Genomic DNA, 22,097 nt, shown 5'->3' with positions numbered 1-22,097 from the left:
CATATGCGACACCAAGATCGCGGCTACAGGGGAAGACCATGCACGCGATGTCGCCGACCGAGATATTCCTGCTGGCGATGCTGCTGATCTTCTCCGTCCCCTATGCGGTCTGGCGGCTGGGGCGGACGGATTACTGGGCGCCGCTGGTGGTGGTGCAGATCATCGGCGGCATCCTGCTGGGGCCGGGCGTGCTGGGCGCGCTGTTCCCCGGCTATTACGCCTTCGTCTTCTCCCCCCAGACGATCGGATCGCTCAACGGCATCGCCTGGTGGTCGGTGATGATGTTCGTCTGGATCGCCGGCATCGAGCTCGATCTGGGCGAGGCGTGGCGGCAACGCCACGAGACTAGCGTCACCGCGTCGTGCGCGCTGCTGGTCCCGCTCGTCACCGGCAGCCTCGCGGCGCTGCTGATGCTGCGCTTTCCGGGCTGGCGCGGGCCGCAGGGTGCGACATGGCAGGTGGTGCTGGGCATCGGCATGGCCTGCGCGGTCACCGCGCTGCCGATCCTGATCCTGCTGATGGAGAAGCTGGAGGTCCTGCGCCAGCCGCTCGGCCAGCGCGTGCTGCGCTATGCCAGCCTCGACGATGTCGCGATCTGGGGGGTGCTGGCGATCATCCTGCTCGACTGGGACCGGGTCGGGCGGCAGGCCGGCTTCTTCATCGGCTTCACCATCGCGACGCTGCTGATCCGGCGGCTGATGCCGCGGATACCGGAACGGGACCGGTGGTATGTCAGCCTCGTCTGGCTGGCGGCGTGCGGCTTTGCCGGCGACTGGGCCGGACTGCACTTCATGGTCGGCGCGTTCCTGTCGGGCGTCGTGCTGGATGCGCGCTGGTTCGATCAGGAACGGATGGACCAGTTCCGCCACACCATCCTGCTGGCGGTGATGCCGGTCTATTTCCTGTCGACCGGCCTCAAGACCCAGTGGGATGTCGGCGGCACCGCGGTCTTCGCGGGCGCGGCGCTGCTGCTGGTCGCCTCGGTCGCGGGCAAGCTGGCCGGGATCGGGCTGGCGGGGCGGATACTGGGCTGGAAAAAGGGCGACGCGCTGACGATCGGCTGGCTGCTCCAGACGAAGGCGCTCATCATGATTATCTTCGTCAACATCCTGCTCGACAAGCAGATCATCACCAACGAGACATTCACCGCGCTGCTGCTGATGGCGGTGGCCAGCACGATGCTGACGGTACCGATGGTCGCCCCCCGGCTGAAACGGGCGGACCGCATCGGTCAGCGATGATCGATGACGCTCACGCGTTTCCCACGGTCATCGTGACGCGAGGCTGTGAAGCCGCAAAACAGGAGATGGTTCGCGCAGAGGCGCAGAGGACGCGGAGCGTTGTGCCGGGATTACGGTAGCCCCACCCCGATCCGTCATTGCGAGCGCAGCGAAGCAATTCAGGGCGTCCTGGTCCGGCACTGGATTGCTTCGCTGCGCTCGCAATGACGGATCAATCCGATGTCATCTGACTCCAGCGATTGTCCGGTACGGGACATCCCTGCGTCCTCCGCGCCTCCGTGCGAACCAATCTTTCAATTCAGAAGTGTCCGCGCGTCCGACCGGACTCAGAACGGCAGCTTGAACCCCGGCGGCAGCGCCAGACCGCTGGTCATCTTCGACATTTCCGCGCCTGATACCGCATCCGCCTTCGTGCGCGCATCGTTGAACGCGGCGGCCAGCAGGTCTTCCAGCATCTGCTTCTCGGACAGCTGCATCAGCGAATCGTCGATCGCGATGTTCATGATCCGGCCCTTGGCCGATGCCTTCACCTTGACCAGGCCACCGCCCGCCACGCCCTCGACCTCGATCGTGTCGAGGCTCGCCTGTGCCTTTTCCAGTTCGTTCTGCACGTTCTGGGCCATCGCCAGGATTTCGTCCATATTCTTCATGCCAACCTCCGTTTGCCCGGCCAGTCCTCCAGGACGGTTTCGGGAAAAGCCTCACGCGCGGCCCGTATCATGGGCGAGTCCCATACCGCCAGCCGCTTCGCCTCCGCGTTCGCGTCTTCCTGTTCCTTCAGCGTCGGCGTGCCGGGTACGTCGTCGAACCCGATCCGCCAGCCTTGTTTGGTCAATAGCTTGAGCGCCGCCGTCAGTTCCGCGACGGTATCCGCCGTCATCGGCCGGCTGCCGCTCAGCATCAGGTCGGGCGGCGCATAACGGACGACGCGCGCGCCGTTGTACAACCGTGCCGCCAGCGCCAGCGAGCCGCTGTCCTCCAGCCGCGCGACCAGATCCTCGAACGTCTCGGGCACCAGCGACGGTGCGGGTTCGGGCGCGACCGCAACCGCAGCAGGCGTCGGTGCCGCAGCGATCGCCGGGGCCGCCGACGCGGCCTGCACCGCGCCACCTTCCGCCAGCCGCCGCGCCAGTTCGCCCGGATCGGGCAGTTGCGAGGCGTGGATCACCCGCAGCAGCGCCATCTCCGCCGCCTCGATCGGCAGCGCGGCGGTCGCCACCTCGTCATGCCCCTTCAGCACCAGTTGCCACAACCGGTGCAGCACCGGAAACGACAGACCGGTCGCCCAGTCGGCGCGCGCGGTGCGTTCCTCCTCCGGTTGCGCCGGATCGGGGGCCGCGCCCACCTTGGTCAGGGTGATGCCGTGTACCGTCTCCAGCAGCGCGCGCAGCACCGCGACCGGATCGACGCCATAGTCATATTGCCGCCGCAGCGACGCGAGCGAGCCCGCCGCATCCCCCGCCAGCAGCATCGCGAACAGGTCGCGCACCGCGCCGCGATCGGACAGGCCCAGCATCTGCCGCACCGCATCGGCGGTCACGCCGCTGACGCCATGGCCGCCGTCCAGATCGGCATGGGCGATCGCCTGATCCAGGATCGACAGGCCGTCGCGCGCCGATCCTTCCGCCGCGCGTGCGATCAGCGCCAGCGCCTCCGGCTCGGCGGTCACGCCCTCCTTGCCGCACACGTCGGCGAAGTGCGCCGCCAGCTTTTCGGCGGGGATGCGCCGCAGGTCGAATCGCTGGCAGCGCGACAGGACGGTGATCGGCACCTTGTTCACCTCGGTCGTGGCGAACAGGAACTTCACGTGCGCGGGCGGTTCCTCCAGCGTCTTCAACAGCGCGTTGAAGGCGTTCTTGGACAGCATGTGGACCTCGTCCACGATGTAGATCTTGAAGCGCGCGGTGACCGCCGCATAGCGTGACGCGTCGATGATCTCGCGCACGTCGTCGACGCCGGTATGGCTGGCGGCGTCCATCTCGATCACGTCGATGTGCCGCCCCTCGGCGATCGCGCGGCACGGCTCGCACACCCCGCACGGATCGATCGTCGGGCCGCCCTGCCCGTCCGGGCCGATGCAGTTCAGCGCCTTGGCGATCAGCCGCGCGGTCGATGTCTTGCCCACCCCGCGCACGCCCGTCATCAGGAAGGCATGGGCCAGCCGGTCGCGCTTGATCGCGTTGCCCAGCGTCGTGACCATCGCATCCTGCCCGATCAGTTCGGCAAAGGTCTGCGGCCGGTATTTGCGGGCGAGAACGCGGTACGCCTCCGCCTTCGCGGGCTGGGGCGGTTCGCCGAGATCGAAGGAGTCGGGCATCGGTGCCGTCCTAGCGGGTCGGGGCGGCGGTGTCGAAGGGGTGACGGATGATTCGGGTAGGCGGCGGGGGGTGCACCCGTGCTTTCGTCGCCATGGGAGGGGTGCGTGGTGCCGGGGCGATCGGGGCTGTTCCGAACCGGCGTTCCTGGAAAGAAGGGACGTCGCGGCGAAGCCGCCCCGTCAGCCGGCGCTGTGCGCCGCTGGCCGCGCTTGGCAGCTTCTGCTGCCTGCGCGGTGGGAGCCGGAACGACCCGCAGCGAAATCGTTGCGGCTGCTTCCGTCAGGATCTGACCGGGTTGGCGACGACCACGTCCGCCCGACTCCCGCTGGCCCTATGGCGGAGCCGGGCGATCCGATCAAGCCCGGCCCCCGCAAAACTTCAGGGCCCAAAAGGTCACCGATTGACGCGGAAACAGCGGCGTACCGGCCCGTAATAGCCCCGCTGTACCCGGCAGACCACGCGGCTGCGCGCCCGCGGCCCCCGGTTGAAACCGCGCCCGCGATCCCCGCGCCAGCCACGATCGTCCCGCCAGCCGCGCCGCTCGCCCCGCCAGCCGCGATCGTCGTGGCGGTCGTAACCGTAACCGTGGCGCGGCTGCGCATCGGCCGGGGCGGTGGCAAAGGTGCCGGTGGTGGCGAGCAGCGCGGCACCGATCAGGGCGATGATCTTCATCACTGTTACTCCTGTACGCGCCCGTCGAACGCGGCGGGCATCGACGTTCTGGCACCGAGACGATGGATCGAGGCTGAATTGCCGGTTGTCAGATCGTCAGCTTTGCCGACGCTCCTTGCCGTCATGTGTGCCCCCCCCACCGCCGTCATTGCGAGCGCAGCGAAGCAATCCAGTGCCCCACCCACAACGGCCGATGGGCCGCCCCGCCGCCCATGTCCTACACGCCCGCCCCACGCTATACGGCAGCGGTCGCTCCTGCCCATTGCCGGCAGCACCGTCCCGCGACCCCCTGTAGGATGCGACTTTAGTGACTTTCCGGTGTGACTTTCCGATCGCGGTCAGGGTATCCGCACCGTCATCCCGTCCAGCGCGTCGGTCAGCCTGATCTGGCACGACAGCCGGCTGGTCCGCGTCGCGTCCGGCACCAGATCCAGCATGTCCTCCTCGTCCCCACCCGCCGGCGGCATACGATCAAAATCGGCTGCATCGACAACGACATGGCAGGTCGCGCAGGCAAGCTGACCGTTGCACGTCCCCTCCAGCGGCTGCCCCGCCGCCTGCGCCGCATCGAGCAACCGATCGCCCTCGCGGCCCGCCGCCGCGACCACGCCGCCGTCACGCGTCACGAAGCGCAACCGGATCATCGCTGCGCCCCCGCCGCCGCGATCAGCCGCCCGATCGCCGCCGTGAACCCGTCCGGGTCGGTATAGCGGCCGAACCCGATCCGGATCGACGACCGCGCCGCCGCCTCGTCCAGCCCGATCGCGCGCAGCACATGGCTCGACCGCCCCGATCCGCTGGCGCAGGCCGATCCGGCGGAGAACGCCAGATCGCGGCAATCCGACATCAGCCGCGCGACATCCAGTCCCGGCCGATACAGGTTCAGGTTGCCGCGATACCGTGGCGCATCGGCCCCGTTCAGCCGCCAGCCCGCCGCACCGAACGCCGCCGTCGCAATATCGCGCAATCGCCGGACCAGCGCGGCGTCGTCCTCCGCCAGCGTCGTCATCAGCCCTGCCGCCACCCCGAAACCCGCGCACAGGGCGGGACTGAGCGTACCCGAACGCCCCGGCGCCTCCTGCCCGCCGCCATGCAGCAGCGGCGCGGGCACCACGCCATCGCGCAGCCACAGCGCACCGATTCCCTTGGGGCCATGAACCTTGTGGGCCGACACGGCCACCAGATCGCAGGTCGCGGGAATGTCGACCCGGCCATAACCCTGCACCGCGTCGCACAGCATCAGCGCGCCGGCGGCATGGGCCAGTTCGGCCAGTGCGGCAATCGGCTGGATCACCCCGATCTCGTTGTTGACCAGCATCGCCGCGACCAGCCCGGTGCCGGGCACGATCGCGCCACGGGCGGCATCCAGGTCGACCAGCCCGTCGCGGCCCACCGGCAGGATCGTCACCGCCCGCCCCCGCGCCGCTTCCGCCGCCACCGTATCCAGCACGGCGGCATGTTCGGTGGCCAGCGTCACGATGCCGCCGGTGGTGCCCTTGATCGCCCAGTTCAGCGACTCGGTCGCGCCGCTGGTGAAGGCGATGCGTCCCCCGGCGGGCAGCAGGGCGGCCACCCGGTCCCGCGCCACCTCCACCGCCGCCCGCGCGGCACGGCCGGGGCGATGCGATGAATGGGGGTTGGCATGCTGGTCGCGCAGCCACGGCAGCATCGCCGCCAGCGCCTCGGGCGCCAGCGGCGTCGTCGCCTGATAGTCGAGATAGGTCATGCCACCAGCCGCCGCGTCGCCCGCGCCACATCGCGCCACGCCGCGATGAAGGCATCCACCTCCCCCCCGGTCGTGGTCCGGCCGAAGCTGACCCGGATCACCTCGCGCCCCGCCGCCTCGTCCCAGCCCATCGCGGCCAGCACATGGCTTGGCTTCATGCTGCCGCTCGCACAGGCGCTCCCCGCCGATACGGCGAAGCCGCCCAGATCGAGCCGGATCAGTTGGGCGGCGGATGCGGTGCCCGGCAACCGGTACGACCCGATCGCCGGATGGCGCGGCGCCCCCACCCCCACCACCTGCCCGCCGGAACGGACCACGGCGTCGTCCAGCCGCGCGCGCAGCGGTGCCAGCCGCTCGGCATCCTCCGCCTCGGCGATCGCGGCGGCATAGCCCAGCACGGCGGGCAAATTCTCGGTGCCGGGGCGATAGCCGCGCTCCTGCCCGCCGGTCGGCATCAGCGTTGCCAGATCGCGGACCAGCAGCGCCCCGATTCCCGGCGGCCCGCCGCGCTTGTGGGCGGACAGCGCGATAAAGTCGGCATGATCGGCCAGCGAGGTGCCGGCGGGCATCTGCGCGGCATCGACCAGCAACAGGCCGCCGCCCGCATGGACGGTGGTGGCGATCGCGGCGATCGGCTGGCGCACCCCGGTCTCGCTGTTGCACCACTGCACCGCCACCAGCGGCCGGTCGGGCGCGGCGGCCAGCCACCCGGCCAGCCCCGCCTGATCGACCAGCCCGTCCGCGCCCACCGGCAGCACGGTCGCGGCCGGCGCGGCGCGCAGCACCGCGTCATGCTCCACCGCGCTCACCGCGACCGCCGCCGCCACGCTGCGCCCCAGCGCGATGGCGAGCGATTCGCTGGCGCCGCTGGTGAACAGCGTCTCGTGCCGCCAGCCATAGGCGTCGGCGACCACCCGTCGTGCCCCCTCCAGCGCCGCCTTCGCCGCCCGCCCTTCGGCATGGGGGGAGGACGGGTTGGCCCAGTCGGCCAGCGCCGCCAGCATCGCCGTGCGGGCGGTGGCGGTCATCGGCGTGGTCGCGGCATGGTCTAGATAAATGCGGGGCACGGGGCGGGTTTCCGGTGGTGCCGTGGGGCACCGATTGCGAAAGGGCGGGTTCGGGCTATATAGCGCGCCACGTTCCGCGCTCCACCCGGCGCGCCCCGATTGGTGAGTTTCCATGCCCGAAGTCATTTTCCCCGGACCCGAAGGCCGTCTGGAAGGGCGTTTCGCGCCGGCCCCCCGCCCCCGCGCGCCCGTCGCGATGATCCTGCATCCGCACCCCAGCGCGGGTGGTACGATGAACAACCGGATCGTGCAGGAACTTTACAAGACGTTCCAGCGCCGCGGCTTCGCGACGCTGCGCTTCAACTTCCGCGGCGTCGGCAAAAGCCAGGGCGTGTTCGACAACGGCATCGGCGAACTGTCCGATGCGGCTTCCGCGCTCGACTGGGTGCAGAGCTTCCATCCCGAGGCATCGTCAACCTGGGTGGCGGGCGCGGGTTTCGGCGCGTGGATCGGGATGCAGTTGCTGATGCGCCGCCCGGAGATTCGCGGCTTCATCTCGATCGCGCCGCCGGCCAACCTGTTCGACTTCACCTTCCTCGCCCCCTGCCCCTCGTCGGGCATCATCATCCAGGGCGAGAATGACGAGGTCGTCACGCCGGGATCGGTGCAGAAGCTGGTCGACAAGCTGCGCACGCAGAAGCACATCACGATCCATCACGACACGATTCCCAAGGCGAACCACTTCTTCGAGCACGAGATGCCCGAGCTGATGGGCAGCGTGGACAAGTATCTCGACATGCGCCTCGATCCGAGAAGCCCGATCAAGTAAGGCGCGCGAACCGACGACCCGGCAAAGCCGGATCGAGGCCCGCAGGGCGCGCCCGGCCGACGGCGCCGGCGGCGCCGTTCGACGCCACGGGCTTTGCCCGTGGCGGGGCCGCTGCTCCATTCCCGTCACCTTGGCGCCGACAAGACTACCGCACCTCCCCGGCGAAAGCCGGGGTCCAGTTGGGCGACGCGTGGTAACGACATACTGCGGCCTTCCCACCTGGGCCCCGGCCCTCGCCGGGGAGGCAGCCGTGGCGGACGGCATACCCGTTCCACCTGCGCGGCGATGACGGGAGCAGGGAAGCACCCCTACAACGTCCAGATCAGCACGTTCCCCAGCAACACCACCGCCATCACCAGCATCAGCACGCCCTTACGCCGGTCGCCCCGCCGCAACAGGGCGATACCGCCGGCGACACAGGCGAAGCATCCCAGCATCGCGATGGCGGGCGCCGCCGCCGCGATCGACCCCAGCGGCCCGGTCACGCCGCCAGCGCCCTGGCATAACCGGCCATATCGACATTGCCGCCGGACAGCATCACCAACATCCCCGCCTCCACGGTCACCCGCCCGGCCAGCACCGCCGCCAGCGCCACCGCGCCGCCCGGCTCGACCACCAGCCGCAGTTTCTCCGCCGCCCAACGTTGCGCGGCCGCGATCTGGACCTCGCTCACCGTCACGCCCGTCGCATCGCGTCGCGACAGGATGTCGAAGGTCAGCGGCGATACCCGCGTCGCCTGCAGCGAGTCGCAGGCGGTCGACGGCGGGTTGGGGCCGACCGGCTCGATCCACGATGCCTCCAGGCTGCGGCGCATATCGTCCCAGCCCTCCGGCTCAACCACGGTCATCCGCGCCTCGGGCAACGCCAGCGCCAGCCCCGCCGCCAGACCACCGCCGCCGCACGGCGCCACGACCTGCACCGGCGCGCCCAGCCCGGCCGCGATCATCTGCACGCCGGCCTCGATCCCGGCCGATCCCTGCCCCTCGATGATCCATGGATCGTCGAAGCTGGGGACCAGCGTGCTGCCCCGCGCCTCCGCCAGCCGGGCGGCGATCCTTTCCCGACTTTCGGTGGCACGGTCGTAATCGACCACCTCCGCCCCCAGCGCCAGCGTCGCCTCCCGCTTGGTGCGGGGCGCGTCGGCGGGCATCACGATCGTCGCCGCGATACCCAGCCGGCGCGCGGCCCATGCGACCCCTTGCGCATGGTTGCCGGACGAGAAGGCGACGACGCCCCGCGCCCGGCTCGCCTCGTCCAGCGCGGTCAGGCGGTGCCATGCCCCGCGCAGCTTGAACGACCCGATCGGTTGCAGGCATTCCGCCTTGAACGCTACCGGCCGCCCGTCGATCTCATGGACGAACAGTGGCGACGGCGGCAGCACGCGGGCGATCTTGTCGGCGGCATCGCGGACCCCCGCCCGTGTCGGTTGTCGCAAAATTGTCACTTTTCATCCTCTCGTCGCATCAGCCACTTTACATGCGGGTTCGGCGACCCTAGATCGCGCCTCCGCTGCCCCATGGGACTTCCAACCGCAAGGCAGCTTTTTCGTCGTCATGCCGCAAGGCAATTGGAGGTCCCTTGATTTGCAACATCACCCCGCGCTGGCGTTAGCGCCCCGTTCGACAGCCCGTATTGTCGCGGGCCTCGACATCGCCAAGAGCAAGCCGGTCGACCCGGTGACGCTTGTTCGTCCGCACGCCGCTGCGCGCGCCGCCCGGTTCTTCGTCGAGAAGTTCCCGGGCCGCTCGATGTACGCGGTCAAGGCGAACCCGTCGCCCGACCTGCTGCGCGTCCTGTGGGACAATGGCATTACGCATTACGACACCGCCTCGATCGCCGAGGTTCGTCTGGTCATGTCCACCCTGCCGGGGGCGGTCTGCTGCTTCATGCATCCCGTGAAGTCGCCGGAAGCCATCGCCGAGGCGTATTTCGTTCACGGCGTCCGCACGTTCTCACTCGACAGCATGGAAGAGCTGGAGAAGATCGTGGCGGCGACCACGCAGGACGATGACAGCGCGGCGACCGACCTGACGCTGTGCGTCCGGATGCGGGTGTCGTCGGAATATGCCAAGCTCAGCCTGGGGTCGAAGTTCGGCGTCAGCGTCGAGGAATCGCGCGAACTGCTGATGGCCACCCGCCAGGCGGCGGACGCGCTGGGCATCTGCTTCCATGTCGGCAGCCAGACGATGTCGCCCGATGCCTATGCGGGGGCTATGGAGCGCGTGCGCGCGGCGATCGTCGGCGCGGCGGTGACGGTGGACGTCATCGATGTAGGCGGTGGCTTCCCCTCCGCCTATCCGGGCATGACCCCGCCGCCGCTGGAGCGTTTCTTCGAGACGATCCACCGTGCGTTCGAAAGCTTGCCGGTATCCTATTCGGCCGAACTCTGGGCCGAACCGGGCCGGGCGCTGTGTGCCGAATACGCCTCCGTCGTCGTCCGCGTCGAGCGGCGGCGCGGGACCGAACTGTTCATCAACGACGGCGCCTATGGCACGCTGTTCGATGCCGCGCATATCGGCTGGAAATATCCGGTGCAGTTGCTGCGCGAGCCGGAGTCGGACGCGCGTGACATGGACTTCAGCTTCTGGGGTCCGACCTGCGACGATATCGATTATATGAAGGGTCCGTTCCCGCTGCCCGCGGATACGAACACCGGCGATTATTTCGAGATCGGGATGCTCGGCGCCTATGGCACCGCGATGCGCACCGGCTTCAACGGCTTCGGCACGGGCGACACCGTGTTCGCCGGGGACGAGCCGATGCTGTCCGTCTACCTGGATGACCAGCCGGTCGCAGCGGTGCGGACGGGCAACGTCGTCAAGCTGTAACGGTCCGCCGTCATGATCGGCTGTCCCGGTTCGCCGGGACGGCCGATCACCTGTTTCGCCTGATCCCGGCGGGATCACGGCACCGGGGTTTCCGCGTCCCCTTCAACGACGACGGCTCGCGAACGAATACCGGAGTTTCGCATGAACGACCTTTCCCACGACGCCCAGAAGAACGCCCAGCGCAAGGCGGAACTGCTCTCGACCACCGTCGAGCATATCGACATCACCAAGTTCGACGCGCGGCCGATCGTCGACGCGATGAAGAAGATGAGCTTCACCAGCCGCGACCTCGGCCGCGCGACCGACATCTACAACCAGATGCTGGCCGACAAGGACTGCTCGATCTTCCTCGTCATCGCCGGCTCCACTTCGGCCGGCGGCTGCATGGACCTGTATGCGGAACTGCTGCGCAACAACATGATCGACGGCATCGTCGCCACCGGCGCGACCATCGTCGACATGGATTTCTTCGAGGGCCTCGGCCACAAGCATTACCAGGCGCTGGAGGTGCCGGACGACGATACGCTGCGCTCGCTGCTGATCGACCGCATCTACGACACCTATATCGACGAGGAGCAGCTCCAGCACGTCGACCACACGATCTTCGAGATCGCCGAGACGCTGGAACCCCGCCCCTATTCCAGCCGCGAGTTCATCCGCGAGATGGGCAAGTACCTGGTCGAGCACGGCAAGAAGGAAAACAGCCTCGTCAAGCTCGCCTATGAGCATGACGTGCCGATCTTCTGCCCGGCCTTCGTCGACAGCTCGGCGGGCTTCGGCCTCGTCAAGCATCAGGTCGATGCGGCGAAGGCCGGCAAGCCGTACATGGTGCTGGATGCGATCGCCGACTTCCGCGAACTGACCGACATCAAGATCAAGGCGGGCACCACCGGCCTGCTGATGATCGGCGGCGGCGTGCCGAAGAACTTCATCCAGGACACCGTCGTCTGCGCCGAGATCCTGGGTCACGACGACGTGCAGGTCCACAAATATGCGGTGCAGATCACCGTTGCCGACGTGCGTGACGGCGCCTGCTCGTCCTCGACGCTGCAGGAAGCGGCATCGTGGGGCAAGGTGAACACCGGCATCGAGCAGATGGTCTTCGCCGAGGCCGGTTCGGTGATGCCGCTGCTGGCATCCGACGCCTATCATCGCGGCCTGTGGAAGGACCGGGTGAAGCGTCGCTGGGGCGCCAGCTTCGACTGACATGACGAAGCCCCTCCCCCGACCCGGAGGGGCTTTTTCTAGGCCACGATCTCCGTGGCCGGCGGATGGCCCAGAAAGGCGGACGGACTCGCCGTCGCGCCGTAGGCCCCGGCGAGGAACACCGCAATCAGGTCGCCGACCTCCGCTCTCGGCAGCGCGACCCGGTCGCCCAGCCGGTCGAGCGGGGTGCAGAGCGGGCCGACGACGTTGACCGTCTCGGTCGCCTCCTCCCCCATCCGATGCGCCACCGCGATCGGATAGTTGCGACGCACGACGGTGCCGAAATTGCCGGACGCGGCCAGTTGGTGATGCAAGCCGCCGTCGAGGATCAGGAACGTCTCGCCCCCGCTTTCCTTCCGGTCGATCACGCGGGCGAGATAGACGCCCGCCTCCGCCACCAGCCAGCGGCCCAGTTCGATCGCGAACCGGCTGTCCCGCAGCACCGCCGGCCGTACCGCCAGCGCGGCGTCCAGCCGCTCCCCGACCGCCTCGACGTCGAGCGCCCGGTCCCCGGTGAAATAGGGCACGCCGAAACCGCCGCCGAGATTGACCAGCGGCGGGGCCGCCCCCGCCTCCTCCGCCAGTCGCGCCGCCAGCGCCAGCGTCGCGGCCTGCGTATCGGCGATCGCCGCCGCGTCCAGCGCCTGACTGCCAGCGTAGAGGTGGAAGCCGCGCCAGTCCGCCCCCGCCGCGATCAGGTGCCGGACCAGGGCCGGCACGCGCACCGCATCGATTCCGAACGGCGATGGCCGCCCGCCCATCTTCATCCCCGAACCGCGCAGTTCGACATCGGGATTGACCCGTACCGCCAGTCGCGGCCGCTGCCCCAAACGGTCGGCGATGGCCAGCGCCCGGTCGGCCTCCCCTTCCGACTCGAGGTTCAGCGTCGCTCCCGCCGCGATCGCCGCCGCCAGTTCCCCGTCACGCTTGCCGGGGCCGGCGAAGCTGATCGCCCCGGCCGGCTTCACCGCCAGTGCCCGGCCCAGTTCGCCGGCGGACGCGACGTCGAGGCCGTCGACCAGGGGCGAGATGGCGGCGAGCAACCCCGGATGGGGATTGGCCTTGATCGCGTAATGCAGGTCGACCCCCGGCATCGCGGCGCGGAACCGGGCGATCCGTGCCGCGACGATTCCGGGATCGTACACGAACACCGGCGTTTGCCCAGCGCGGTCGATGGCGGCAGCGCCTGCGATCGTCAGCATCCCGGCCTGACCCGAAAAATCGGGCGGCAACGGTCCCATCGGCTTCATCGGCCGGCTCCTCGTCGTGGATCGATCATATCGACGCTGTCACAAAGCCTTTATCGATCTGTCACGGTTCTGATGCGAACCCATGGTTAATACCCGGTCAGGGCGGCACCCGATGCCGCGTTCGGGGAGCAGTATCCATGCCACGTCATATCCGTTTCGCCACCCTTCTTCTTGCCGGCGTCACCGGGCTGGGCGCCGCCGCCGAGGCTGCGACCCCGATCGTCTTCGCGCATCGCGGTGCCAGTGCCTATCGCCCCGAACACACCCTCGCCTCCTATACGCTGGCGATCGAACAGGGCGCGGATTTCATCGAGCCCGACCTCGTTTCCACCAAGGACGGCATCCTCGTCGCGCGGCACGAGAACGAGATCGGCGGCACCACCGACGTCGCCGACCGCCCGGAATTCGCCAGCCGCCGGACGACCAAGACGATCGACGGCGTCCGCATGACCGGCTGGTTCACCGAGGATTTCACGCTCGCCGAGCTGAAGACGCTGCGCGCCGAGGAACGCATCCCCGGCACCCGCCCCGGCAACACCGCCTATAACGGCCAGTTCCAGGTGCCGACCCTGCAGGAGGTGATCGATCTGGTGAAGCAGAAGGAGATCGAGACGGGTCGCAAGATCGGCATCATCCCCGAAACCAAGCATCCGACCTATTTCGACCGGCTCGGTCTGTCGATGGAGGAACCGCTGGTCGCGACGCTGAACACGAACGGCTATACCGGCAAGGATGCCAACGTCTTCATCCAGTCGTTCGAGGTCGCCAATCTGGTCGAACTGAACAAGCTGACCGAAGTGCCGCTGGTCCAGCTGATGACTACGCGCGGCGGACGGCCGTGGGATTTCATCGCATCGGGCGATACCCGCACCTATGGCGATCTGCTGACCACCGCCGGGCTGGCCGGCGTCAAGGCCTATGCCGACGTGCTCAGCACCGACAAGAGCGTGCTGATCCCGCGCGATGCGGCCGGGCGGCTGGCCAATCCTAGTTCGGTGATCGCGGATGCCCATGCGGCGGGACTGCTGGTGGTGCCCTACACCTTCCGCCCGGAAAACACCTTCCTGCCGACCAACCTCAGGAACGGCAGCAGCGCCAATGCCTTTGGCAACGACCAGGCCGAATTCCTCGCCTTCCTGAACGCGGGCGTCGACGGGGTGTTCGCGGATGCACCGGACCGGGCGCGCGCCGCCGTCACCCTGTTCGCCTCGATGGTGCCGGAGCCGTCGAGCTGGGCGATGATGCTGGGCGGTTTCGCCCTGATCGGCGGCTCCCTGCGCCGCCGCGGCCGGGCGTTAGTCCGCGCCTGACAGCGCCGCCCGGATCGCGGCGCGGTCCAGCTTGCCATTGGCATTGCGGGGCAGGACCGCATGCCAGGCATAGCGAACGGGTTGCATGAAACCCGGCAGGTCGATGCGGAGGCGGGCACGCAGCGCCACCTCCGCCATCGGCTCGCCGGCCAGCGCCACCGCGATCACCTGCCCCTGCCGCTCATCGGCGACGCCGACCGCCACCGCCTCGCGCGCTTCCCCGCCCGCGAGGATCGCTTCCTCCACTTCCTGCGGGCTGATGCGGTGGCCGGCGCTCTTGATCATCTCGTCATCGCGACCGACGAACCGGAACAGGCCGTCCGCATCCTCCGTCACGGTATCGCCAGACCATACCGCGCCCCCCCCCGAGCGGGCGAAGCCAGGGGCGGGGCGGAACCGCTGCGCGGTCCGCGCCGCATCGCGCCAGTACCCCTGCGCCACCAGCGGCCCGGCATGGACCAGTTCACCGGCCTCCCCGGCCCCAGCGCGTGTCCCGTCGGGACGGACCGCCATCACCTCCGCGAACGGGATTGCCCGGCCGATCGAATCGGGATGGGCATCGACCAGCGCGGGATCGAGATAGGTCGACCGGAACGCCTCGGTCAGCCCGTACATCGGATAGACGTCGGCCGCCGGGAACCGCTGGCGCAGCGCCCGTATCATCCGCGGGGTCAGCGCGCCGCCGGAATTGGTCAGGCGGTGCAGCCGTGCGGCGGTATCCGCCGGCCACTCCGCCTCCAGCAACTGCGTCCATAGCGGCGGCACCCCCGCCAGCGTCGTCGCGCCCGTCCGCTCGACCGCCTTCACCACGTCCCGTGCGGTCAGATAGTCGATCGGCGCCACCGCCGCCCCCGCCGCCCATGTCGAGAACAACTGGTTCTGCCCGTAGTCGAACCCCAGCGGCAGGACGCCCAGCACCCGGTCCGCCGGGGTCAGCCGCAGATAATGCGCCACCGCGATCGCCCCCAGCCACAGATTGGCATGGCTGAGCATCACGCCCTTGGGCCGGCCGGTCGATCCGGACGTGTAGAGGATCGCCGCCAGGGTGGCCGGGTCCGCATCGGACGGCGCCATTCCCCCGCCCGCCAACGGCACGGTAGCCTCGGGGACCACGGCACAGTCCGCCGGCACGTCATCCGGAACGAGGGTCCCCGCCCGCGACGGCTGGGTGACGAGCAGACGCGCACCGCTGTCGGCCAGGATATGCGCCACCTGCGCGCGGCGAAGTGCGGGATTGACCGGCACATGGACCAGTCCCGCCCGCACCGCGGCGAGCGGCATCACACAGGCGGTCCGCGTCTTGGGCAGCCACGTCGCCACCCGGTCGCCCGGCATGGCGCCTTGCCGGGCCAGCCATGCCGCAGCGGCGGCGACCGCATCCTCCAGCGCCGCGTAGGTCAGCACTCCCGCCCGATCGACCAGCGCCGTCGCCTCTGGCGCCCCGCGCAGCGTCAGCCGGTCGAGCGGGCGGGGAACAGGATCGGGGGCGTTCATCACCGGGGACATAGCAGGGCCCCATAGCAGGGCCGTTGCCGTTTTCATCCCCGCACGCTACCGCGCCGCGCAACGAAGCCGGGGGACAGGATGACGATGCGCAACCCAATCGACGATCAGGTTCGCGGCGTGCTGGCCGATACCCTCGGCCTGTCCGCCGACCGCGTCGCCGCTTTCACGGACGACACGCCGCTGTTCGGCGCGCTGCCCGAACTCGATTCGATGGCGGTCGCAGGCGTCCTGACCGAACTGGAAGACCGGATCGGCATCCTGATCGAGGATGACGAAGTCGATGGCGACATGCTGGAGACGTTCGGCTCGCTGGCCGATTTCGTGCGACGCAAGGCCGCCGTCGCCTGACGATCCGGCGGCGGCGTTACTCCGCCGCTTCGGCCAGCTCCTCGAACTCCGCTGCCGCCAGGAAGCGCTCGGCATCGAGCGCGGCCATGCAACCGGTACCGGCGGCGGTCACCGCCTGACGATAGATCTTGTCCGCCACGTCGCCGCACGCGAACACGCCGGCCACGCTGGTACGGGTCGATCCCGTCTCGACCGCGATATAGCCATCGTCGTCGAGCGCGAGGTGGCCACGGAACAGTTCGGTCGCGGGATGATGACCGATCGCGACGAAACCGCCCTCGACATCGAGACGGCTATGCTCGCCGGTGACGGTATCCTCCAGATCGAGCGCGACGAGGCCGGCATTGCCGCCGCCGTCGACGAATTCGCGGACTTCCTTGTTCCACAACACCGTGATCGCGGGATGGGCGTGGAGGCGTTCCTGCAGGATGCGTTCCGCGCGCAGGGTGTCGCGACGGTGGATCAGCGTCACGTCGTCGCTGTGGTTGGTCAGGTATAGCGCCTCCTCGACCGCGGTGTTGCCGCCGCCGATCACCGCCACCTTCTTGCCGCGATAGAAGAATCCGTCGCAGGTGGCACAGGCGGATACGCCCTTGCCCTTCATCGCGTCCTCGCTTTCCAGCCCCAGCCACTTGGCCTGCGCCCCGGTGGCGATCACCAGCACCTCGCCCTCGTACACGTCGCCGCCGTCACCGATCAGGCGGAACGGGCGGCGCGACAGGTCGACCTCGACGATGGTGTCCCACATCAGGCGGGTGCCGACATGCTCAGCCTGCTTCTGCATCTGCTCCATCAGCCACGGGCCCTGGATCACGTCGGCGAAGCCGGGATAGTTCTCGACATCGGTCGTCGTGGTCAACTGGCCGCCGGGCTGGATGCCCTGCACCACGATCGGCGCCATTCCCGCCCGTGCGCCATAGATGGCGGCGGACAGCCCGGCGGGGCCGGAACCGAGAATCAGCATGCGCGTGGTATGGGTGGTCATCGAACGATCCTGCAATGTTACGCTCATCTAGGCGTATCGACGGGGAATTTGAACCTGCCCCGCATCGAAACCCCGCCCCGGCGCGTTCCGCTGCCAAGCGGAGGATGGCATGAGCGACGATAAAGACGTGGTAATCAAGGAATATACCGCTCCTGCCGGGGGCTGGGGTTCGATGAAGGGCATGTCCAGGATACTGCCCAAGGAGGGCATCAGCCCCGACCTGCTCGATGCGCTGCGCCGTCAGAACAAACCGGAAGGCGTGATGTGCGTCAGTTGCGCGTGGGGAAAGCCCGCCAAGCCGCACATCGCCGAATTCTGCGAGAACGGCGCGAAGGCGACCGCGTGGGAATTGACCGGGCTGCGCGTGACCCCCGATTTTTTCCAGCAGCATACCGTCTCCGAACTGGAAAGCTGGCCCGATTACGATCTGGAGCAGGCCGGTCGGTTGACCCATCCGATGAAATACGATGCCGCCACCGACAAATATGTCGCGGTCGGCTGGCAGGAGGCGTTCGACGCGATCGGCACCACGCTGAAGGCGTGCGATCCGACCAAGGTCGTGCTCTACGCGTCCGGCCGCGCCAGCCTTGAAACATCGTTCATGTACGGGCTGTTCGCCCGGATGTGGGGGCAACAGAACCTTCCCGATTCATCCAACATGTGCCACGAGACCACCTCGGTCGGGATGAAGAACGCGATCGGATCGCCCGTCGCGACCATCCAGATGGAGGATTACGACAAGTGCGACGCGATCTTCGCGTTCGGGCAGAATGTCGGCACCAATGCGCCGCGGATGCTGCACACGCTGAAGGACTGCGCGGATCGCGGCGTGGAGATCGTCACGTTCAACCCGCTGCGCGAGCGTGGCTGGGAACGGTTCGCCGATCCGCAGAACCCGGTGCAGATGGCAGGGGGCAAGCCGACCCGGATCTCCAGCCAGTATCACCAGGTAAAGGCCGGCGGCGACATCGCCGCGATCCTGGGCATGTGCAAATATGTGATCGAGGCGGACGACCGTGCGGTGGCGGAGGGCGGTCCCCGCGTGCTCGACCATCATTTCATCGAGCAGCATACCGTACGCTTCGACGAGTTCGCCACTTTCTGCCGCAACGCGCACTGGGACGAGATCGTCCATGAAAGTGGCCTCAGCCGCAACGCCATCGAGGGTGCCGCGCGGGTCTACGCCAAGGCGGAGCGGGTAATCGCAGTCTACGGCATGGGCATCACCCAGCACCGCTACGGCATGGACAGCCTGTACATGCTCATCAACTTCCTGCTGCTGCGCGGCAACATCGGCCGCGAGGGGGCGGGACCGGGGCCGGTGCGCGGGCACAGCAACGTGCAGGGCCAGCGTACCGTCGGCATCACCGAGAAGACCGAACTGGCGCCGGTCGAGCGGCTGAAGGAACTGTTCGAGTTCGAACCGCCGACCGAAAAGGGCTGGGACACGGTGGAGGCGTGCCGCGAGATCATCGCCGGCACCGCGCAAGGTTTCGTCCAGCTCGGCGGCAACTTCCTGCGTGCGACACCCGAACATGCCGCGATGAAGAAGGCATGGGCCAATCTGCCGATCACCGTCCACATCGCCACCAAGTTGAACAAGAGCCATCTGGTACCGGGCAAGCAATCCTATATCCTCCCCTGTCTGGGCCGGATGGAGCAGGACATGCAGGCGAGCGGCCGGCAGGCGGTGTCGATGGAGGATTCGTTCAGCCATATCTACGGATCGGTCGGCAAGGCGACTCCGGCGGCCGAAACGCTGCTGTCCGAACCGGCGATCGTCGCCGGCATCGCCAAGGCGGTGCTGCCGCCCAATCCCAATGTCGACTGGGACGCATGGGTCGGCGACTATGGCCTCGTCCGCCATGCGATCGAGAATGTCTATCCTGACAAGTTCGCCAACTACAATGAACGCCTGTTCGAGCCGGGCGGTTTCTGGAAGGGCAATCCCGCCGCGCATCGCGAATGGCAGACGGAAAGCGGCAAGGCGGAGTTCAACGTACCGCGCGCCCTCAACTCCAGTGGCTTCGCGGAAAAGGACGGGCGGTTCCGGCTGGTGACGTTGCGCTCGAACGACCAGTTCAACACGACCATCTATGGCTATGACGACCGTTTCCGCGGCATCAAGGGCACGCGGATGGTGGTGATGATGAACCGTGCCGATATCCTGCGGCTAGGTCGCAACGACGGTGATACGATCGCGCTGGAAAGCGATGCCGATGACGGGGTCGACCGCGTCGTGGATGGCCTGCGCATCGTCGAATACAACATCCCCGAAGGAACGATCGCCGGCTATTATCCCGAACTCAATTACCTGATCCCGCTCGAACACCACGCTCTGGAAAGCCACGTGCCGGCGGCCAAGTCGGTGCCGGTGCGCATCCGGACATGAGCCGGCTGCTCGGCGCGGTCCTGGCGGGCGGACTGTCGTCGCGCTTCGGGTCTGACAAGGCGCAGGCGATGTTGGGCGGGCAATCGCTGATCGATCATGCCATGGCCACGCTCCGCCGCCATGCCGATGACGTGATCGTCGTCGGCACGCGCGCGGGCGGACTGCCCGACCTGCCGCGAGAGGGACTGGGGCCGCTGGGCGGGATCGCCGCGGCACTCGATCATGCCGCCTCCCACGGGTTCCGGTGCGTGCTGACGATCGGCTGCGACATGCCGCGCCTTCCCGACGCGCTGATCCCCGCCCTTCTCGAACGCGGCCCCGCCTATTGCGAGGATGCGCCGGTCCTGGGGCACTGGTCGGCAGCACTGGGGGCGCATCTGCTGTCGCATATCGAGATAGCGCCCAATCGATCGGTACGCGGCTGGGCGCGCAGCGTCGGCGCGTTGCCGATCATGTCGCCCACCCCGTTGGCCAACGTCAATACGGTCGAGGACCTGATGGCGTTGTGACGGGTGGCCGGACGCGCGCCGTCACCCTGCTGAGGCCAGACGGGACGACGGCAGGCGAGCGAACGATCGCGGTGGAGGTGCCGGTCTCGATCGAGGTCGACGGTCTCGGCTATGCCGTGATGATGATGACGCCGGTCGATCTGGCCGCGTTCGCGACCGGTTTCATGCTGACCGAACGGCTGGCGGACGACGCCGCGGACGTGATCGACATCGACCCCTTCGAGACGGCCGATGGCTGGATCGTCCGCATCACGCTGGCCGATCGTTGCCGGGGTCGCATCCAGGACCGCGTTCGCCACCGTACCAGCGACACCAGCTGCGGGCTGTGCGGGATCGCCGGGCTGGAACAGCTCCGCCGCCCTGCTCCCGTCGCTCCGCCGCCGCGGACCACGACCGCCGCCCTGTTCACGGCGTTGGCGAACGTTCGCGATCATCAGCCGCTGAACGCCGCGACCGGCGCCACCCATGCCGCAGTGGCCTGCGACACCGAGGGACGGATCGTGGCGGCCTATGAGGATGTCGGACGCCACAACGCGCTCGACAAGCTGGTCGGCGGATTGGCAGGGGCTGCGATCGAGGGGTTTATCCTCGTCACCTCACGGATCAGTTTCGAGATGGTCGACAAGGCGCTGATCGCAGGCGCCCCGCTGCTGGTCGGGGTATCCGCCCCGACGACGCTGGCGATCGAGCATGCGGAGGCCCACGGCCTGACCCTGATCGCCCTCGCCCGGGGCGACGCGATGCTGGTGGTCAACGATCCGTGGAACAGGTTTGCGAGTGGTCGCGAAGAACAGCGACCACGGGGGTCGACCGGCTAGCACTACTTTGGCAGGTTGAAGGAACCAGCTTGAATTGTCGTTGATTCCCATTTGTCGGTGTATGCTGGCGGACTTAGGACGATGGCGGTGGATGAGAGTTGGCGGACCGATCTGGAGCGATGGCTTGAGCCGTTTCTGGCGGGGCTGTCCCATCCAGCGCGGCGCAAGATGTGCCCGCAGTATGTCGCCGGTCTGTTTGGTCCTGGCGACCGCAAGAGCGTGCAGCCGATGGCCGCCCGGGGCGGCGAAGCCGGCTACGATCAGCTTCATCATTTCGTCGCAGCAGGGATATGGGAGAGCGCTCCGCTCCAAGCCGCGCTGCTAAAGGAGGCCGACCGGCTGGTTGGTGGCACCGGCGCGTTCCTCGTCATCGATGACACGGCAATGCCGAAGAAAGGCCGTCACTCCGTCGGTGTGGCGCCGCAATATGCATCTTCGCTTGGCAAGAATGCGAACTGTCAGACACTGGTTTCGGTGACGCTGGCATCACGCGAGGTGCCGGTGATGGTTGGCCTCCGCTTGTTCCTACCAGAAAGCTGGACCAGCGATCCAGAGCGCATGGCGAAGGCGAAGGTCCCCGATGACCGTCGGGTCGTCCTGACCAAGCCGGAGATCGCGATAGAGGAGATCGACCGGATCAGAACTGCTGGTGCGCGCTTTGGCTGCGTGCTGGCAGACGCCGGATACGGTGATCTTTCCCTGGTTCGACGGACACGCTGGGTTAGCTGGTCATGCGCTGCTCGGCTTGCTCGGGAGTTAGATACCCGAGTGCCGAGTGCATCCGATGCCGGTTGTAATAGCCTTCGATGTATCCGAACAGCGCCTGTCGAGCTTCCGCCTGGGTCGCCCAGCGGCATTGATGGACCAGTTCGACCTTCAGGGTGTGGAAGAAACTCTCCATCGGGGCATTGTCGTAGCAATTACCGGTGCGGCTCATCGAGGGCACGGCGCGGATCGCCGACAGGTGATCGACATAGGCACCGGCGGCATATTGCGACCCGCGATCCGAGTGGCGGATGAGGCCGGGCGCTGGACGCTGCCGCTGAGCGGCCATCATCATGGCAGCGAGTGGCAACTCGGTTCTCATATGGTCACGCATTGGACTTGCCCCGGAAAAGTGGAGAGTTCCCCTGAGGTGAAAGGCGAACTCGA

The 22,097-nt window shown here is 68.0% G+C and carries 20 protein-coding genes, 1 other RNA gene and 3 pseudogenes; 11 read left to right on the top strand and 13 right to left on the bottom strand.

Annotated elements, in window-relative coordinates; translation table 11 throughout:
* Positions 1–38 precede the first annotated feature (38 nt).
* Complete coding sequence (locus tag IFT82_RS16925; protein WP_192129017.1) at positions 39–1,241, top strand: cation:proton antiporter; 1,203 nt, start codon at positions 39–41, stop codon at positions 1,239–1,241.
* 326 nt (positions 1,242–1,567) lie between these two features.
* Here IFT82_RS16925 and IFT82_RS16920 read toward each other — a convergent pair whose 3' ends face one another.
* The 7 genes from IFT82_RS16920 to IFT82_RS16890 form a co-directional block, all read right to left on the bottom strand.
* On the bottom strand, positions 1,568–1,891 hold the full coding sequence (locus IFT82_RS16920) for a YbaB/EbfC family nucleoid-associated protein (RefSeq protein WP_192129015.1): 324 nt from the start codon (positions 1,889–1,891) through the stop codon (positions 1,568–1,570).
* Positions 1,888–3,558, bottom strand: coding sequence for a DNA polymerase III subunit gamma/tau (locus tag IFT82_RS16915; RefSeq protein WP_192129013.1), 1,671 nt, complete (start codon positions 3,556–3,558; stop codon positions 1,888–1,890). Before IFT82_RS16915 ends, IFT82_RS16920 begins: the two co-directional genes overlap by 4 nt.
* A gap of 230 nt (positions 3,559–3,788) precedes the next feature.
* Positions 3,789–3,886, bottom strand: an RNA gene (gene ffs, locus IFT82_RS16910) — signal recognition particle sRNA small type.
* A gap of 66 nt (positions 3,887–3,952) precedes the next feature.
* Positions 3,953–4,231 (bottom strand): hypothetical protein, encoded by a 279-nt coding sequence (locus tag IFT82_RS16905; protein ID WP_192129011.1) that lies wholly within the window; start codon positions 4,229–4,231, stop codon positions 3,953–3,955.
* Positions 4,232–4,569: 338 nt separating this feature from the next.
* The gene (locus IFT82_RS16900; protein WP_192129009.1) at positions 4,570–4,875 is read right to left on the bottom strand and encodes a 2Fe-2S iron-sulfur cluster-binding protein; all 306 of its coding nucleotides are present in this window, start codon (positions 4,873–4,875) and stop codon (positions 4,570–4,572) included.
* The gene (locus IFT82_RS16895) at positions 4,872–5,957 is read right to left on the bottom strand and encodes a cysteine desulfurase family protein (protein ID WP_192129007.1); all 1,086 of its coding nucleotides are present in this window, start codon (positions 5,955–5,957) and stop codon (positions 4,872–4,874) included. Before IFT82_RS16895 ends, IFT82_RS16900 begins: the two co-directional genes overlap by 4 nt.
* The gene (locus tag IFT82_RS16890) at positions 5,954–7,024 is read right to left on the bottom strand and encodes a cysteine desulfurase family protein (protein ID WP_342355141.1); all 1,071 of its coding nucleotides are present in this window, start codon (positions 7,022–7,024) and stop codon (positions 5,954–5,956) included. The genes IFT82_RS16895 and IFT82_RS16890 overlap by 4 nt, the downstream gene beginning before the upstream one ends.
* Before the next feature lie 112 nt (positions 7,025–7,136).
* On the opposite strand from IFT82_RS16890, the gene IFT82_RS16885 reads away from it, so the two are divergent.
* The gene (locus IFT82_RS16885) at positions 7,137–7,793 is read left to right on the top strand and encodes an alpha/beta hydrolase (protein ID WP_192129003.1); all 657 of its coding nucleotides are present in this window, start codon (positions 7,137–7,139) and stop codon (positions 7,791–7,793) included.
* A 308-nt stretch (positions 7,794–8,101) separates the two neighbouring features.
* On the opposite strand, the gene IFT82_RS16880 is transcribed toward IFT82_RS16885, so the two are convergent.
* Both IFT82_RS16880 and IFT82_RS16875 read right to left on the bottom strand, forming a co-directional pair.
* The gene (locus tag IFT82_RS16880; protein ID WP_192129081.1) at positions 8,102–8,278 is read right to left on the bottom strand and encodes a hypothetical protein; all 177 of its coding nucleotides are present in this window, start codon (positions 8,276–8,278) and stop codon (positions 8,102–8,104) included.
* Positions 8,275–9,237, bottom strand: coding sequence for a pyridoxal-phosphate dependent enzyme (locus IFT82_RS16875; protein WP_192129001.1), 963 nt, complete (start codon positions 9,235–9,237; stop codon positions 8,275–8,277). The genes IFT82_RS16880 and IFT82_RS16875 overlap by 4 nt, the downstream gene beginning before the upstream one ends.
* Before the next feature lie 187 nt (positions 9,238–9,424).
* On the opposite strand from IFT82_RS16875, the gene IFT82_RS16870 reads away from it, so the two are divergent.
* Both IFT82_RS16870 and IFT82_RS16865 read left to right on the top strand, forming a co-directional pair.
* The gene (locus IFT82_RS16870) at positions 9,425–10,621 is read left to right on the top strand and encodes a type III PLP-dependent enzyme (protein ID WP_342355143.1); all 1,197 of its coding nucleotides are present in this window, start codon (positions 9,425–9,427) and stop codon (positions 10,619–10,621) included.
* A 141-nt stretch (positions 10,622–10,762) separates the two neighbouring features.
* Entirely contained in the window at positions 10,763–11,827 is a 1,065-nt protein-coding gene (locus IFT82_RS16865; protein ID WP_192128997.1) for a 1,9-bis(guanidino)-5-aza-nonane synthase, read from the top strand.
* Positions 11,828–11,865: 38 nt separating this feature from the next.
* Here the strand turns inward: IFT82_RS16865 and IFT82_RS16860 are convergent, their stop codons facing one another.
* The gene (locus tag IFT82_RS16860; RefSeq protein ID WP_192128995.1) at positions 11,866–13,077 is read right to left on the bottom strand and encodes a pyridoxal-dependent decarboxylase, exosortase A system-associated; all 1,212 of its coding nucleotides are present in this window, start codon (positions 13,075–13,077) and stop codon (positions 11,866–11,868) included.
* A gap of 137 nt (positions 13,078–13,214) precedes the next feature.
* On the opposite strand from IFT82_RS16860, the pseudogene IFT82_RS16855 reads away from it, so the two are divergent.
* Both IFT82_RS16855 and IFT82_RS21535 read left to right on the top strand, forming a co-directional pair.
* Positions 13,215–14,243 (top strand): annotated as a pseudogene (locus IFT82_RS16855) (glycerophosphodiester phosphodiesterase); the annotation flags it as partial.
* A gap of 48 nt (positions 14,244–14,291) precedes the next feature.
* A pseudogene (locus IFT82_RS21535) lies at positions 14,292–14,387 on the top strand (PEPxxWA-CTERM sorting domain-containing protein); the annotation flags it as partial.
* Here IFT82_RS21535 and IFT82_RS16850 read toward each other — a convergent pair.
* Complete coding sequence (locus IFT82_RS16850; RefSeq protein WP_192129071.1) at positions 14,373–15,881, bottom strand: AMP-binding protein; 1,509 nt, start codon at positions 15,879–15,881, stop codon at positions 14,373–14,375. The pseudogene IFT82_RS21535 and the gene IFT82_RS16850 sit on opposite strands and share 15 nt — an antisense overlap.
* A 96-nt stretch (positions 15,882–15,977) precedes the next feature.
* Here IFT82_RS16850 and IFT82_RS16845 point away from each other — a divergent pair, with 96 nt between their 5' ends.
* On the top strand, positions 15,978–16,241 hold the full coding sequence (locus IFT82_RS16845) for an acyl carrier protein (RefSeq protein WP_244646881.1): 264 nt from the start codon (positions 15,978–15,980) through the stop codon (positions 16,239–16,241).
* 16 nt (positions 16,242–16,257) lie between these two features.
* Here the strand turns inward: IFT82_RS16845 and trxB are convergent, their stop codons facing one another.
* Positions 16,258–17,226, bottom strand: coding sequence for a thioredoxin-disulfide reductase (gene trxB, locus IFT82_RS16840; RefSeq protein WP_192128989.1), 969 nt, complete (start codon positions 17,224–17,226; stop codon positions 16,258–16,260).
* A 109-nt stretch (positions 17,227–17,335) separates the two neighbouring features.
* Between trxB and IFT82_RS16835 the strand changes: the two genes are divergently transcribed.
* From IFT82_RS16835 to IFT82_RS16820, 4 genes and pseudogenes are all read left to right on the top strand, one after another.
* Complete coding sequence (locus tag IFT82_RS16835; protein ID WP_192128988.1) at positions 17,336–19,618, top strand: FdhF/YdeP family oxidoreductase; 2,283 nt, start codon at positions 17,336–17,338, stop codon at positions 19,616–19,618.
* The gene (gene mobA, locus IFT82_RS16830) at positions 19,615–20,127 is read left to right on the top strand and encodes a molybdenum cofactor guanylyltransferase (RefSeq protein WP_192128986.1); all 513 of its coding nucleotides are present in this window, start codon (positions 19,615–19,617) and stop codon (positions 20,125–20,127) included. The genes IFT82_RS16835 and mobA overlap by 4 nt, the downstream gene beginning before the upstream one ends.
* Positions 20,124–20,945: a formate dehydrogenase accessory sulfurtransferase FdhD gene (gene fdhD / locus IFT82_RS16825; RefSeq protein ID WP_192128984.1), complete on the top strand. Its 822-nt coding sequence runs from the start codon at positions 20,124–20,126 to the stop codon at positions 20,943–20,945. The genes mobA and fdhD overlap by 4 nt, the downstream gene beginning before the upstream one ends.
* Before the next feature lie 81 nt (positions 20,946–21,026).
* Positions 21,027–21,677: pseudogene (locus IFT82_RS16820) on the top strand (IS701 family transposase); the annotation flags it as partial.
* Here IFT82_RS16820 and IFT82_RS16815 read toward each other — a convergent pair.
* Positions 21,667–22,097 (bottom strand): IS3 family transposase (locus IFT82_RS16815; RefSeq protein WP_192128982.1); only part of this gene is annotated, 431 nt, incomplete at its 5' end. The pseudogene IFT82_RS16820 and the gene IFT82_RS16815 sit on opposite strands and share 11 nt — an antisense overlap.

The sequence above is a fragment of the Sphingomonas sp. CFBP 8760 genome (assembly GCF_014841615.1).
Taxonomy (GTDB): Bacteria; Pseudomonadota; Alphaproteobacteria; order Sphingomonadales; family Sphingomonadaceae; genus Sphingomonas.
This window is presented reverse-complemented; position numbering and strand designations above follow the sequence as displayed.

Bases quoted from the DNA above. Each gene is read 5' to 3' on its own strand.
- IFT82_RS16925 (WP_192129017.1), top strand. From the start codon at position 39: ATGCACGCGATGTCGCCGACCGAGATATTCCTGCTGGCGATGCTGCTG.
- IFT82_RS16920 (WP_192129015.1), bottom strand. From the start codon at position 1,891: ATGAAGAATATGGACGAAATCCTGGCGATGGCCCAGAACGTGCAGAAC.
- IFT82_RS16915 (WP_192129013.1), bottom strand. From the start codon at position 3,558: ATGCCCGACTCCTTCGATCTCGGCGAACCGCCCCAGCCCGCGAAGGCG.
- IFT82_RS16905 (WP_192129011.1), bottom strand. From the start codon at position 4,231: ATGAAGATCATCGCCCTGATCGGTGCCGCGCTGCTCGCCACCACCGGC.
- IFT82_RS16900 (WP_192129009.1), bottom strand. From the start codon at position 4,875: ATGATCCGGTTGCGCTTCGTGACGCGTGACGGCGGCGTGGTCGCGGCG.
- IFT82_RS16895 (WP_192129007.1), bottom strand. From the start codon at position 5,957: ATGACCTATCTCGACTATCAGGCGACGACGCCGCTGGCGCCCGAGGCG.
- IFT82_RS16885 (WP_192129003.1), top strand. From the start codon at position 7,137: ATGCCCGAAGTCATTTTCCCCGGACCCGAAGGCCGTCTGGAAGGGCGT.
- IFT82_RS16865 (WP_192128997.1), top strand. From the start codon at position 10,763: ATGAACGACCTTTCCCACGACGCCCAGAAGAACGCCCAGCGCAAGGCG.
- IFT82_RS16860 (WP_192128995.1), bottom strand. From the start codon at position 13,077: ATGAAGCCGATGGGACCGTTGCCGCCCGATTTTTCGGGTCAGGCCGGG.
- IFT82_RS16850 (WP_192129071.1), bottom strand. From the start codon at position 15,881: ATGAACGCCCCCGATCCTGTTCCCCGCCCGCTCGACCGGCTGACGCTG.
- IFT82_RS16845 (WP_244646881.1), top strand. From the start codon at position 15,978: ATGCGCAACCCAATCGACGATCAGGTTCGCGGCGTGCTGGCCGATACC.
- trxB (WP_192128989.1), bottom strand. From the start codon at position 17,226: ATGACCACCCATACCACGCGCATGCTGATTCTCGGTTCCGGCCCCGCC.
- IFT82_RS16835 (WP_192128988.1), top strand. From the start codon at position 17,336: ATGAGCGACGATAAAGACGTGGTAATCAAGGAATATACCGCTCCTGCC.
- mobA (WP_192128986.1), top strand. From the start codon at position 19,615: ATGAGCCGGCTGCTCGGCGCGGTCCTGGCGGGCGGACTGTCGTCGCGC.